Genomic DNA, 13,666 nt, shown 5'->3' on the forward strand with positions numbered 1-13,666 from the left:
GCGGCTTTTTTGATCGTGCTAGAAAACTTATTCGTGTGCTTCATCTGTTTTCAACGTGATTTACGCCTTCGGCGTAATGCGAGAACAAGTGTTCGCCTACAAAAAATGAAACCCCGAACCTGACCTTGTTTAGCTTGATGCTCTGCGTTTATCTCTAAGCCGTCTTCCTGACGCACGTCAGGATCTCGTTCTGAGTCTTTAACGCACAGCGTAAAACGGTTCGCTAAAATTAACGCCTTACACCTTTCTCCTCTCGCTTCCCCCCTCACAATCAGTTTACAACTCCCCCGGCTTAAAGCTGTCTACGGCGATGGCGACTTGGCGCAGTGCGTCTGCGTGCTGCAAGCGTGCAATATCGGCATCATCAATAAGATTGTGCTCTTTCGCTTGGGCCAGTAAGGCGTCAAAGGGTAACTTGCGGGCCAAAGTGCCGGCTTTTTGGGCGGTACGCAATTTTTTCTCAAGATCTTGTACGCCCACCATGGCTAAAAATGCCGCTTCTACTTCACCGAGCCCAGGCGTATCACCATCAGGCACGTAGCAAAGCGAGGTTAAGCGCTGGCGAACACTGGAGTTCGGTGTCATTAACAGCTCGCTAATGGCTTGCGCGTGCCTGTCCAGCGGCTTTTTATAATGATTACCAAACGGGAAAATTAAGACTTTAAGTGTGCCGGCCACCACCCGATTAGGGAAGTTATCAAAGAAGCCGTCTAACGCTTCGCCGATCAAATGTAAATTACGACTAAGCGCATAATGCACGAAGGGCAACTCGTCACTGGGGCGGCCATTGTCTTCAAAAAACTTCAAAGTGGCACTGCCTAAATACAAATGACTTAACACATCCCCCAAGCGCGCCGAGATCATCTCTTTACGCTTGAGGTCTCCGCCCAAGATCAGCATCGACATATCCGCACACAAAGCCAAAGCCTTACTCATGCGCGACAGCTGACGATAGTAAACTGCCGTCGCACCTGTTACCGGTGAGCGATTTAAGCGCCCGCCGGTTAAGCCCTGCCCTAATGCCCCAAACACGTTACCCATGGCAAAACCAATATGCTTGAACAATAACTTGTCGAACTCATCCAAGCCCGCTTGCGAGTCTGGGTTGGCTGCCGCTTGTAGCTCTTGCAGCACATAAGGGTGACAACGGGTAGCCCCTTGTCCAAAAATCATCAAGTTACGGGTTAAAATATTGGCGCCTTCCACGGTAATGGCCACCGGAATGCCCATGTAGTTGTGCGCCAAGTAGTTTTTAGGCCCCATTTGAATGCCTTTTCCCGCGTGCACGTCCATGGCGTGATCGAGCACGGTGCGCGCCATTTCTGTCATATGGTACTTAGAGATGGCGGTGATAATGGCCGGACTTTCTTTTAAATCTAACGCTTTAGCCGTGAGGCGGCGCGTGGCTTCTAACTGATACGTTAGCCCGCCAATGCTGCCCAGCGCTTCTTGTACCCCTTCGAATTTGCCAATAGAAAGCCCAAATTGCTTGCGCACATAGGCATAAGCACTGGTACTGAGTACCGATAAATGACCACTGGCGGTGCCCAGTGCCGGCAAAGAGATACCGCGTCCTGCGGATAAACACTCCACCAACATGCGCCAACCTCGGCCGGCAAACTCAGGGCCGCCAATGATCCAATCCAACGGAATAAACACATCTTTACCGTGGGTGGTGCCGTTTAAAAAGGCCAGGCCCATGGGGAAATGGCGGTCGCCAAGCTCCACGCCGGCATGACTGGTGGGGATCAGCGCACAAGTAATGCCCGGTGCTGAGTTATCGCTAAGTAGATTATCGGGATCAAATAACTTAAATGCCAAGCCTAATACCGTGGCTCTGGGCGCCAGCGTTATGTAGCGTTTATCCCAATTAAGGCGCACACCAACCACTTCTTGGCCGTCAAACTCGCCTTTACATACCACGCCTGAGTCAGGAATCGCGCCTGCATCTGAGCCCGCTTCAGGTCCGGTTAGGGCAAAACAGGGCACTTCTTCGCCCTTGGCCAAGCCCGGCAGCCAGCGGTCTTTTTGCGCCTGAGTACCGTAGTGCATCAATAACTCACCGGGGCCCAACGAGTTAGGGACCATCACAGTCACGGCAGCACTCACACTGCGCGAGGCAATGCGCGCCACTATGGTGGAGTTGGCATAGGCGGAAAAATCACGGCCGCCGTATTCTTTAGGGATAATCAGCGAGAAGAAGCCGTGGTGTTTAATGTAATCCCATACCGCTTCAGGTAACTCGCGATCCTCATTAACAATTTTATGGTCATCAAGCATGCCAAGCAGAGTGGCCACCTCATTATCGAGAAAGTGCTGTTCTTCATCACTTAAGCGCGAGGGGCCATAAGCCAACAACTGAGACCAATTCGGCTTACCACTAAATAACTGACCGTCCCACCATACCGAGCCCGCTTCCATGGCTTCTTGCTCCGTCACTGACAGCGGCGGTAAGATTTTTTTGAAGGTGGCAAAGGCCGGGCCACTGATCCACTTCTTACGTAAACTCATGTTCCACTCCTTATTGCCCACTCGGATTATGCAATTGGGCATTCAATTAGGTCAGACAGTCAGTTATATAATTTGGCTGCTAGGTAATTTGGCAACTAAAAAAGTTATCTACTAGGCAATGTATCTACTAAACCAGAGCTTCGGTGCCAACGCCACTGGCCAGATACGGGATCAATCGGCGCACCAGCCCTTCTACGTCTATCTCTTCATTAAAATCGTTTTTAGCAATGTCGCGCAGCGCTTCACTCGAGGCCATGGTGAAGACCACTGTGCCCAAGGTAAAATGCAGTCGCCAAAAAACCTCAGCTTTAGAGAGGTGAGGCGCGGCCTTTTGAATAGCCTGGGTAAAGTGCGCCAAGACTTCGCCATAATGATTGACGATAAACCAGCGCAAGAAACCTTGGTTATCAATATAACCGCGGCCTAGCAGCTGTAAGAACAGCTCGGGCCCTTGGCGTCTCACACTGCTCAAGCTCAACAAGGGCGCCACAAAACACTCAAATACTTGCGGTAAGGTTAGCGTCGGCTGACTTAACAGCTGACTCAACTCAGCATCTACCTTGGGCATAAACAGCGCTAAGTAGCGATTCATCACGGCTTTGATCAAATCTTTTTTTGAGCCGAAATGATAATTAACCGACGCCAAATTTACCCCTGCCGTACTGGTAATTTGGCGCAACGACGTGTCGTTAAATCCCAGCTCGGCAAACAGCAGCTCGGCGGTGTTTAGGATTTTTTGTTTGGTTTCAAGTTTTGCCACAAGCACCTCGTATTAAACGTCTGTTTAAAATTTACGTTTCAACACCCATTACTGTCAAGTGAAAAGCCGTTTTGTGCCTTATTGAGAGAAAGTTAAGATTAATTGTGTGAAGGCGGGAACCTTTTCTCTATTACTCCCTCCAATGTAATGCCACTGTAATTAAGTACTAAAGTCTTCGCCCAGCTCAGCTGGGCCTTTTTTTGCTTAAAATTCAAGAGACAACAGTGAAAGTTGAAGAGTGAACAGCAGAGACTACAGCACACCGAACAGCCAAAAAATATACATCAATCCACAGCCAGTGCTCCCTTGTCCGCTCCACTCTTTATCCCTTACACTGCAGGCTATTTAAAATGGGAAAGAACAATGGGCTTGAATGAGGCACCGGCAGAAATCACGCTGGCCGTAGACTTAATTGAATTATTAGAAGTTAATCAAGTGGCACCAGAGCTGGCACTAAAAGCGTTACGCATAGTGACCGCTGATTTTGAGCGTAAGTTGGCGACTAAACCAAGTGAAGGGGGGAGCTAGCACCTTTACGCTTCACCCTTCACCGGTTTCAACCTCTAACATCCAAAGCGAGATCCTGACGTGCGTCAGGATGACGGCATAGGGCTAACCAACACGCCGTGCCTTTCACTTTGCTGTCATCGGGCTTGCCCCAGTATCTCGCTTTTTTGTTTATAACCTAAAGACTAAAGCGAGCTCTTACCATCAATATCTTAGGCTCCTGTCGCTTATGAACTACGTCCGTGAGTTCCGATCTGTTCCCGTGGCAAAAATAGCTCTGGCTCTAGAACTGAAAGTGATCATTGTTTGACTTAGGATGGTATTACCACTCCCGAAGGGCGCTTACTTAGCACCAGACATAAAAAAACACCGCTCCATTAGAAGCGGTGTTTAATTTAGAACCTAACGCATAAAGTGGTGTTTAACACCTCACTCTTCACGCTTTACAGCACTTAGGCTAGCGATCTTCTTCAAGGTAGGTATAACCTTCAAGACCGGCGGTGAGTTCAGCTAGCATCATGGTGCGTGTTTCTTCATCCAGATGCGGCTGGCTTAGCAAGGTTTCGTAACGGGCGGTGATCACAGAAGGGTCTATGTCCACGTAGCGCAGCATATCAGCCACGGTACTGCCGGCTTTCACATCACTGATGATGGTCTTGCCATTGGCATCCACGGACACTTCTGCGCTGTGGGTATCACCAAATAAGTTATGCATATCGCCTAATATTTCTTGATAGGCACCCACTAAGAAAAAGCCTAAATATTGCGGCTGACCCGGCACAAACTCTGGCATCGGCAGCGTGGTTTCTACGCCTTGGCCATCTACATATTGATCGATAGCACCGTCTGAATCACAAGTGATATCTAACACTACCACACGGCGCGTCGGCTCTCTGTCTAAGCCATCGAGCGGCAACACAGGGAATGTTTGATCAATACCCCAGGCATCCGGCAAAGATTGAAACAAAGAGAAGTTCACGAAACATTTATCGGCGAGCTTTTCATTCAGCTCATCAATAATCGGACGATGTGAACGGTTCGCAGGGCTCAGCTCCGTCTTAATGCCAAGGCAAATATTTAGGTGCATCTCTTCGGCCCACGCTCTGTCTTCTAGCGTGATCAGGCCCATATTGTACTGCTGATGCACATCCGCAAGCTCAGCCACTGTATCGTGATAAATTTCCAGCAAAGGTGGATCGACTCGACACAAGCCTTCCCAGGTTTCCCAAATATTATGCAACAGCATGGCCGCATCCGCATCCGGCGCCTTAGGCGTTTGCGGCTTGGCGGACTCTATACTGATCACATCCGAGATTAACACCGCATGGTGCGCGGTAATGGCGCGCCCAGACTCACTGATGATCAACGGATGAGGCAAGTCATATTCACGACACACATCGCCAATGCCCCACACCACGTTGTTGGCATATTCGCGCATACTGTAGTTCGCTGAGCAGGAGCTTTGTGAACGCGTACCTTCATAGTCCACGCCCAAGCCACCGCCCACATCCACGATATTGATGGGCACGTTTAAGCGACGCAATTCACCGTAAAAGCGGCCGCATTCGCGCACGCCTTTTTGAATATCACGAATATTGGCGATTTGTGAGCCTAAGTGAAAGTGCAACAATTGCAGCCAATGCAAACAATCTGCATCACGCAGCTGCTTCACTAAACCCAGCACATGGGCCGCACTTAAGCCAAACTTCGACTTTTCACCACCGCTCGACTGCCACTTACCGGCACTTTGTGACGCTAAACGCGCGCGCACACCCAAACGAGGCTCCACATCGATGCACTTAGCTTCTTCAATAACCATAGCCAGCTCAGATAATTTCTCGATCACGATATAGACCTGATGGCCCATTTTAGTGCCGAGCAACGCCAAGCGAATATATTCTCTGTCTTTATAGCCATTACAGACAATCACCGACTCAGTCTCATGACTGTGCGCCAGTACTGCCAACAGCTCAGGCTTAGAGCCGGCTTCTAATCCTAGGCGCGGCTTATCTTTATAGGCCTTAGTCACCGCATCCAGCACGCCGCGCTGTTGGTTAACCTTAATTGGATATACGGTGAGGTAATCGCCCTCATAACCGTAATCGGCAATGGCGGCATTAAAGGCATTAAACAGCGCATCGATGCGGCTTTTAATAATATCGGGAAAGCGCAGTAGCACAGGTGTGGCGTAACCTTCAGCCTTGAGCTCAGCTATCACATCGGCCAGCACGACTTTGGCATCCGGGCGAGACTTATCAGGGGTGACCACCACCTGGCCTTGCTCATCAAGATGAAAGAAACCATCGCCCCAATAAGGCAGGTTGTACACTTTTAGCGCGTCATTTGCGGACCAGTCGGCCATATTCTTTGTCCCCTTTTTTGGGTCAGGGTATAGTGAACCGGATCGTGGAGCGACCCGGCACGATAAGATTGTGACGCTTAACAACAGCAAGCGTTCCGTTTAGCAGCCGCAAGGTGGTACCGGATTCCCACCACTCAAAGCCATGCGGCAAACAGAGGCACTAAAGTCTACAGGTCACCAAGGACGCTGACCAGTCATGCGCTTATTGATGACCTGATTTTACAGCCCGGTGCGCAAAGCCGCCATGCATTGAGCGGTGTGTGCTGTTCACTTCCAAAGCGGCTGATATATCTATTTTGAAAGCTATTTTACTCTGCAAAATCGGCCGGTTAAAGCGGCCTCTACCACAATTCGCTCCCCGAAGGGGCTCGGATTAAGACTTGCGCTCGCTATGCCCTAAATCAAACTGGGGAGCGATGTGGTCGCGCAGTCGCTGCTTAATTTCTTTTGCTTCTGGAAAGCCTTCGTCAAGCACACGACACCAAATCAGCTGGCCATCCACTAAGATTTGAAACTGGCCTTTTTCACCGGGTATTAACGCCACCTCACCAACTTCATCAGTAAAGGTCGACAAAATTTCTTGCGCCAGCCACGCCGAGCGCAATAGCCAACGGCATAAAGAGCAATAACGAATTTCAACTCTTGGCTTCATGATGTTTCCCTTTAAAAACGGCCTTGCGCCTTGACGCTGTAAGTTCAAGGTTAACTGCGAGATCCTGACTTTCGTCAGGAAGACGGCTTAAAGACGGTGTTCTTTTTGACTTACGGCGTATGGCTTAACGCTCCCCCAAGGGGTTAGCGCACTATGCCACTCAAAAACTCGTGGCGAGTTTCGGCGCGGCTCTTAAAAATACCGCCCAGCGAGGTGGTGGTGGTGCTGCTGGTCGCATCCATTACGCCGCGCGCCTTCACACAATAGTGGGTAGCGCTAATGCTCACCGCCACATCATCCGACTCAAGCAAAGTTTGCAACGCCACTAAGATCTGTTGCGTGAGACGCTCTTGTACTTGTGGGCGGCGCGCAAAAAACTGCACGATGCGGTTGATCTTGGATAATCCGATCACTTTGCTGCGCGGTATATAGGCCACTGTGGCTCTGCCATCTATGGTAATAAAATGATGTTCACAGGTGCTGGTCAGGGTGATGTCACGCACTTGCACCATTTCATCGACTTTCATCTTATTGTCGATCATGGTGATTTTAGGGAAGTAGCTATAATCTAAACCAGAAAAGATTTCACGCACATACATTTTAGCGATGCGCTGCGGGGTCTCGGCTAAGCTGTCATCAGCTAAATCCAAACCTAGCACGTCCATCATTTCGGTCATTAATCCCGTGATACGGGCTTGTTTATCGTCCGCAGTCAGGTTATTACTTTTCATCGGGGTTTCTAAACCACGTTCTTCGAGGGCGGAACGCACCCGAATAGCGGCATCGCTCAAAGCAGTCATGGTAGTCTCCGGGGAGCAATCAATTCAAAGTTAGGCTGGCAGAATGGTAGTGCATTTACCGCTCAGAGTGAATGCTTGATTTTGGGCGCAATGGCGCTCAGGGCGTGACAAATTATTTTAAACTGAAACAATGCCCTATTGAGACCCAAAACAAGCGTCTATGTTATAGACCAAAATAAGGGATTACTTTACCCCCCATTTAATGGCCTTAATGTTTTGTCTCCTGTTTGCCGCATGTCCTTACTAAAGGGAAGCTTTATATGACAACTATCGATCACTGTAATCAACCGGGTTTACGCCCCTACCTTGATGCCAAGCAAGAGATGCTCAATCAATTAGATAAGGTGAGCAAGTGCGAATTGGTCGGTCTTGAGCAACTGTTAAATCGTATTTTAGCTGACGATATCCATTCCCCAATTGATGTGCCCTCCTTTGCCAACTCGGCAATGGACGGTTATGCCCTCAGCGCCAGCACTCTGGTCGCAGACACACCATTAACTCTGATTGGCGCAAGTCTAGCAGGTCACCCATTTACCGGCCGCGTGGCCGCGGGTGAATGCGTGCGCATCATGACAGGCGCGGCACTGCCACTGGGTGCCGATTCTGTGGTGATGCAAGAGAATTGCCACCTAGATGCACAGTTAGTGTCTGTGTCGGGCACTGTTACATCGGGGCAAAACGTACGTTTCCCGGCAGAAGACTTGGCCCAAGGCGAACTGGTATTTAGTGCTGGCACGCGCATTAACGCCCGGGTATTGGCGGTGTTGTCGTCACTGGGCCTTGAGCAGTTATATGTGTATCGTCCATTAACCGTGGCATTGCTGTCTACCGGCGATGAACTAAGATCCCCCGGCCAACTACTGGGTCCGGGTGATATTTACGACTCCAATCGCATTGCCCTGCGTGCCATGCTGCACAGCTTAGGCGTTAAGGTCATCGATTACGGCATTATCAAAGACCAACCTGACCTTATTCGCCAAGCGCTGGTAAAAGCCGCCAGTGAAACGGACGCCATTATTACCTCAGGCGGCGTCTCTGTGGGGGATGCTGACTACATCAAGCAGATTTTAGAAGAAGTGGGTCGTATTGGCTTTTGGAAGCTGGCAATAAAGCCTGGCAAACCCTTTGCATTTGGCCAGATTAACGACTGCCCCTTCTTTGGTTTACCGGGCAATCCGGTCTCTGCCGCCGTTACCTTTCATTTATTAGTGCGCCCCGCTCTGGCTAAACTTGCCGGTGAAACCTTGGCCGCCCCCGTAACCTTACCAGCCAAGACACTAATGGCGTTTAAGAAAACACCGGGACGCATGGACTTTCAACGCGCCATTGTTAGCACGCAAGCCGATGGCAGCTTAGGCGTGATTGCCGCCGGCGCCCAAAGCTCAGGCGTATTTAGTGCCATGGCCCAAGCCAACTGCTTATTACACCTTGAGCAAGACCGCGGCGACGTGGCCGAGGGCGAACGGGTCACCCTAGAGCTGATCGATGGGTTGTATTGGTAGAAGCAGCGCCAAGCTATGCCTTAAACCCCCGCTCGTTATTCCAGATCAACACATGCAATTGCGGCAAGACGCGGGCGTTAAACCAGCGGTCTGCCGTTACCTTGTCTACCAGCCAGCGTAAGCGCGCGTTTAAGCTTTCAATATCGGTTTCCATGTCCGGTTGCTCAGGCGTGGCCGGTGCTAAATTACAGGGCTGCAAGGTCAGCGACAGTTGCGGATAGCGAGCGGCGAACTCTTTAGCCCACTGATAATCTGCGTCATCACTAATCACCAGCTTTAAGCTTATCTGGGTGCGCTTACCCGCAGCAGTCAAGCATTCCGCAAAGCGGGCACGGTTAAAGGCCATGCCTGAAGAAGGTGGCTTGGGGCTCAGTGTTAAGTGATCCAACAAACCAAACCAGGGTTGCGCCTTGCTGCCTTGGGTCTCAATGGCAAAGGTATAGCCTTGCTGTTGGCCAAGCTGGACAAGCTCGCCTAAAGGTTGCAACGCCGGATTCCCGCCGGACAGCGTCACTAATAGCGGCTGATTGCCACTCAAGCGGATAATCTCTGCCATCACCGCTTGCGCGCTCATCTGTGCCCAATCCGCCTTAAAGCGCGGCTCTACCGCGTATAAGGTGTCGCACCAACTACAGCGAAAATCACAGCCGCCGGTGCGTACAAATACCGTCGGTACGCCGATTAAGGCGCCCTCGCCTTGTATGGTAGGCCCAAATATTTCGCTGATGGCAATGAACGCCCGCGTGTCGCTATTTAGGTTAGGTGTGCCGCTGTCTTGGTTAAGAGTCGTGGCTCGGCTAGTCACCTTGCTCATGGCCGATACTCCGCCCAGGTTTTAGGTGTTTCCGATACCAGTACCGCGCTCACTTCACACCAACGCTCACGCGCCCAATCAAACAAGTGGCGAGCCAAGCGCTCGGCCGTGGTGCACTCGTCACCTAATACTTCATTAAGATGGCGGTGATCAAACCTATCATCAAGGTAGTTTTTAAAGGCTTTTAGCTCATGATAATCACGCACAAAACCAAACTCATCGAGCGTCTCACTGCAAAGCTCAATCACCACTATATAGTTATGGCCGTGCAGGCGCGCACAAGGGTGATCGTCGGGCATTTGTTTAAGCTGATGGGAAGCCGAAAAGTGAAACTCTTTTTTAATGCGATACATTAGTCATCCGCCTTAGCGTTAGCTTTATCGTTAGCCAAGGCACTGTTAGCAACCGCAGTTTGCCAAAACTGGGTATCCAGATACGGCGTAGGATCCACAATGCCGGCCAAGGTCATGGCCTCAATGCGCTCCACACAAGTGCCACAACGGCCACAGTGCAGCTCGCCGCCTTCATAGCAAGACCAAGTCTCAGCAATCGGCACATTAAAACGCGCCGCATCCCGAGCAATCTCGATTTTATCAGTGTGTACATAGGGGGCAAACAAGCCCACCTCCGCCACGCCATCAAGCGCTTGGGCCTGCATGTCGGCAAACAGACGAATAAAGTCGGGTCGACAATCCGGATAGATAAAGTGATCGCCGCCATGCACCGCCAGCGCTACTGTATCTAGCCCACGGCTGGCCGCCACGCCAAAGGCGATGGTCAACATAATGGCATTACGATTAGGCACCACGGTCAGCTTCATGTTTTCTTCGCTGTAATGACCGTGCGGCACATCAATGTCGTCGGTAAGTGCGGAGGATAATTGGCGGCCAATATGACCGATATCCAGCACCAAATGGGGCACTTTTAATTGCTGGGCACACAGGCGCGCCGCATCAATTTCTTTTTTATGGCGTTGGCCATAGTCAAAGGTCAGTAAGGCACTTAAGGCGCCTTCACTGGCCAAACGATAGGCAAGCGTGACGGAGTCAAATCCGCCGGAGCAGATCAGTAATGCATTCATCAAATTGTGTCCTTGTTTTTTCCGGGTAGGCTGCGACCGGCATAGATAATCTGTGTGTTTAACAAGCGTTCCTTGCAATCGGCGCTATTAAAGCGAGGCTATTCTAGCGCTCAGGGGCGCCAGCGCAAATAAAAAGGGCGCACTGGGCGCCCTTTGTTGCATTTTAATACGCTATTAGAAGATTACTTATTGGCGTGCTCGGCCAAATACAACCAAGTATCGATCACGGTATCTGGGTTCAGCGAGACCGAGTCTATGCCTTGCTCCACCAACCAAGCGGCAAAATCTTTATGATCTGACGGTCCTTGGCCACAAATACCCACGTATTTTCCGGCCTTGTGCGCCGCTTTAATCGCCATCGACAACAGCGCTTTAACCGCTTCGTCGCGCTCATCAAATGATGCGGCGACTAAGCCGGAGTCACGGTCTAAGCCCAGTGCTAGCTGTGTCATATCGTTGGAGCCAATCGAGAAGCCATCGAAGTATGCTAAAAACTTATCAGCTAACAAGGCGTTAGATGGCAGCTCGCACATCATAATGACTTTAAGGCCCGCTTCACCGCGCTTGAGGCCGTTCTCCGCCAAAATATCAATCACAGAGGCCGCTTCGCTTAAAGTACGCACGAAGGGGATCATGATCTCCACGTTAGTTAAGCCCATGTCGTTGCGCACCCGTTTCATGGCCTCGCATTCCATGGCAAAACACTCGCGAAAATCTGCTGAGATATAGCGCGACGCACCGCGAAAGCCCAACATGGGGTTTTCTTCATCGGGCTCGTAGGCGTCACCGCCTAACAGATTGGCGTATTCGTTCGACTTAAAGTCCGACATGCGCACTATCACCCGCTCCGGCCAAAAGGCCGAGGCCAAAGTGGCAATGCCTTCGGTCAGTTTGGCGACGAAAAATTCACGAGGATTGTCGTAGCCGGCAATAATATCGTCAATCTGCTGCTGCAGTTTCGGGGTTTCTTGTGCGTAATTAAGCAAGGCCTTAGGGTGCACGCCTATCATGCGATTGATAATAAACTCTAATCGCGCCAAGCCCACGCCCGCATTAGGTAACTGTGCGAAGTCAAAGGCGCGATCTGGATTACCCACGTTCATCATCACCTTTACCGGTGACGGTGGCATAGCACCCACTTCTGAGATATTCACCTTAAAATCCAGTTGGCCCTGATACACAAAACCGGTATCGCCCTCGGCACAAGACACGGTAATCTCTTGGCCTTCGGCAATGCGTTTAGTGGCATCACCACAACCCACTACCGCAGGAATACCTAACTCACGGGCAATAATGGCCGCATGACAAGTACGCCCACCTCTATTAGTGACGATGGCCGAGGCCCGCTTCATGATGGGCTCCCAGTCGGGATCCGTCATGTCGGTGACTAACACGTCACCGGGCTTCACTTCATCCATCTGATCGAGAGAGGCAATCACCTTGGCCGGGCCAGAGCCAATTTTATGACCAATGGCACGGCCTTCAACGATCACTTCACCTTGCTCAGCCAGCGCAAAGCGCTCTAACACATTGCTGTCTTGGCGGCTGCGTACGGTTTCGGGGCGGGCTTGTACTATGTACAGCTGGCCATCTAGGCCATCTTTCGCCCATTCGATATCCATGGAGCGACCATAATGCTGCTCAATGATCACCGCCTGCTTAGCCAGCTCCATTACTTCAATATCGGTTAACGAGAACTGGTTGCGCTCTTCTTTACTGGTTTCTTTAATGTCTACTTGCTGACCTAAATCTTGACCGTCTGCATAAATCATTTTTTGCAGCTTCGAACCCAGCGTTTTGCGCACTACCGCAGGGCGACCGGCTTTAAGAGTAGGTTTGTGCACGTAAAACTCATCGGGGTTAACCGCACCCTGCACGACCATTTCACCTAAACCGGTAGATGAGGTAATAAACACCACCTGATCGAAGCCCGACTCTGTGTCTATGGTAAACATCACACCTGACGCTGCTATGTCTGAGCGCACCATACGCTGTACACCGGCAGATAAGGCTACGCCTTTATGCTCATAGCCTTGATGCACTCGATAAGAAATAGCACGGTCATTAAACAAGGAAGCAAACACGTGCTTAATGGACTCCATGACGGAATCTAAGCCGCGTACGTTTAAGAAGGTTTCTTGTTGGCCGGCAAAGGAGGCATCGGGCATGTCTTCGGCGGTGGCTGAAGAGCGCACCGCAAACGAGGCTTCGTCGCCCGCCTTGCCAGTCAGCTCAGAGTAAGCTTCGGCAATGGCTTGCTCAAGTGCGGGTTGAAACGGGGTGTCGATGATCCATTGGCGAATGCTTTTTCCTGCATTACCTAGGGCGGCGATATTGTCTACATCTAAGGTATCGAGCAGGTCATGGATTTTAGCGTTAAGGCCACTTTGCTCTAAAAACTCGTTAAAGGCGTAAGCGGTGGTTGCAAAGCCACCTGGAACAGAAACACCGGCACCGGCTAATTGACTGATCATCTCGCCTAATGAGGCATTCTTGCCTCCCACTCGGTCTACATCGTGCATTCCGAGCTGTTCGTACCAAATTACATATTCCACCACGGCTACGTCTCCAACAATAATGTATTTGAATTATGAAAGTTATTAAGTATGCGGGTAAGAGTGTTGATTGAGTACCTTAACTTACATGACAGTTACATGATGTTTTATATGAAAGTTAC

11 protein-coding genes are annotated in these 13,666 nt (G+C 50.6%); 2 read left to right on the forward strand and 9 right to left on the reverse strand.

Annotated elements, in window-relative coordinates:
- Window positions 1-276: 276 nt before the first annotated feature.
- Together CBP31_RS01345 and CBP31_RS01350 are read right to left on the reverse strand one after the other, a co-directional pair.
- Window positions 277-2,511, reverse strand: coding sequence for an acyl-CoA dehydrogenase (locus CBP31_RS01345; protein WP_087034526.1), 2,235 nt, complete (start codon window positions 2,509-2,511; stop codon window positions 277-279).
- A gap of 127 nt (window positions 2,512-2,638) precedes the next feature.
- Complete coding sequence (locus CBP31_RS01350; RefSeq protein WP_087034527.1) at window positions 2,639-3,271, reverse strand: TetR/AcrR family transcriptional regulator; 633 nt, start codon at window positions 3,269-3,271, stop codon at window positions 2,639-2,641.
- Window positions 3,272-3,634: 363 nt separating this feature from the next.
- Here CBP31_RS01350 and CBP31_RS01355 point away from each other — a divergent pair, with 363 nt between their 5' ends.
- A complete protein-coding gene (locus CBP31_RS01355) occupies window positions 3,635-3,799 on the forward strand; it encodes a DUF2496 domain-containing protein (protein WP_087034528.1) in 165 nt (54 codons plus the stop codon).
- Window positions 3,800-4,235: 436 nt separating this feature from the next.
- Here the strand turns inward: CBP31_RS01355 and speA are convergent, their stop codons facing one another.
- The 3 genes from speA to folE all read right to left on the reverse strand — a co-directional run bounded on the left by speA (window position 4,236) and on the right by folE (window position 7,592).
- Window positions 4,236-6,140 (reverse strand): biosynthetic arginine decarboxylase, encoded by a 1,905-nt coding sequence (gene speA, locus CBP31_RS01360; RefSeq protein WP_087034529.1) that lies wholly within the window; start codon window positions 6,138-6,140, stop codon window positions 4,236-4,238.
- 373 nt (window positions 6,141-6,513) lie between these two features.
- On the reverse strand, window positions 6,514-6,792 hold the full coding sequence (locus tag CBP31_RS01365) for a SelT/SelW/SelH family protein (RefSeq protein WP_087034530.1): 279 nt from the start codon (window positions 6,790-6,792) through the stop codon (window positions 6,514-6,516).
- Window positions 6,793-6,935: 143 nt separating this feature from the next.
- Entirely contained in the window at window positions 6,936-7,592 is a 657-nt protein-coding gene (gene folE, locus CBP31_RS01370) for a GTP cyclohydrolase I FolE (protein WP_087034531.1), read from the reverse strand.
- A gap of 260 nt (window positions 7,593-7,852) precedes the next feature.
- Here folE and moeA point away from each other — a divergent pair, with 260 nt between their 5' ends.
- Entirely contained in the window at window positions 7,853-9,094 is a 1,242-nt protein-coding gene (gene moeA / locus CBP31_RS01375; protein WP_169712984.1) for a molybdopterin molybdotransferase MoeA, read from the forward strand.
- 13 nt (window positions 9,095-9,107) lie between these two features.
- On the opposite strand, the gene queE is transcribed toward moeA, so the two are convergent.
- The 4 genes from queE to ppsA all read right to left on the reverse strand — a co-directional run bounded on the left by queE (window position 9,108) and on the right by ppsA (window position 13,547).
- Window positions 9,108-9,908, reverse strand: a complete 801-nt coding sequence (gene queE, locus CBP31_RS01380) for a 7-carboxy-7-deazaguanine synthase QueE (protein WP_087034532.1) — start codon at window positions 9,906-9,908, stop codon at window positions 9,108-9,110.
- The gene (gene queD, locus CBP31_RS01385; RefSeq protein ID WP_087034533.1) at window positions 9,905-10,261 is read right to left on the reverse strand and encodes a 6-carboxytetrahydropterin synthase QueD; all 357 of its coding nucleotides are present in this window, start codon (window positions 10,259-10,261) and stop codon (window positions 9,905-9,907) included. Before queD ends, queE begins: the two co-directional genes overlap by 4 nt.
- Window positions 10,261-10,989 (reverse strand): 7-cyano-7-deazaguanine synthase QueC, encoded by a 729-nt coding sequence (gene queC / locus CBP31_RS01390; RefSeq protein ID WP_087034534.1) that lies wholly within the window; start codon window positions 10,987-10,989, stop codon window positions 10,261-10,263. Before queC ends, queD begins: the two co-directional genes overlap by 1 nt.
- 182 nt (window positions 10,990-11,171) lie before the next feature.
- Window positions 11,172-13,547, reverse strand: coding sequence for a phosphoenolpyruvate synthase (gene ppsA / locus CBP31_RS01395; protein ID WP_087034535.1), 2,376 nt, complete (start codon window positions 13,545-13,547; stop codon window positions 11,172-11,174).
- Between the last annotated feature and the right edge of the window lie 119 nt (window positions 13,548-13,666).

Source organism: Oceanisphaera profunda, assembly GCF_002157895.1.
GTDB classification, from domain to species: Bacteria; Pseudomonadota; Gammaproteobacteria; order Enterobacterales; family Aeromonadaceae; genus Oceanimonas; species Oceanimonas profunda.

Coding starts and splice junctions, on each gene's coding strand:
- CBP31_RS01355 (WP_087034528.1), top strand. CDS start 3,635: ATGGGCTTGAATGAGGCACCGGCAGAAATCACGCTGGCCGTAGACTTA.
- folE (WP_087034531.1), bottom strand. CDS start 7,592: ATGACTGCTTTGAGCGATGCCGCTATTCGGGTGCGTTCCGCCCTCGAA.
- queD (WP_087034533.1), bottom strand. CDS start 10,261: ATGTATCGCATTAAAAAAGAGTTTCACTTTTCGGCTTCCCATCAGCTT.
- moeA (WP_169712984.1), top strand. CDS start 7,853: ATGACAACTATCGATCACTGTAATCAACCGGGTTTACGCCCCTACCTT.
- queE (WP_087034532.1), bottom strand. CDS start 9,908: ATGAGCAAGGTGACTAGCCGAGCCACGACTCTTAACCAAGACAGCGGC.
- CBP31_RS01345 (WP_087034526.1), bottom strand. CDS start 2,511: ATGAGTTTACGTAAGAAGTGGATCAGTGGCCCGGCCTTTGCCACCTTC.
- speA (WP_087034529.1), bottom strand. CDS start 6,140: ATGGCCGACTGGTCCGCAAATGACGCGCTAAAAGTGTACAACCTGCCT.
- CBP31_RS01365 (WP_087034530.1), bottom strand. CDS start 6,792: ATGAAGCCAAGAGTTGAAATTCGTTATTGCTCTTTATGCCGTTGGCTA.
- queC (WP_087034534.1), bottom strand. CDS start 10,989: ATGAATGCATTACTGATCTGCTCCGGCGGATTTGACTCCGTCACGCTT.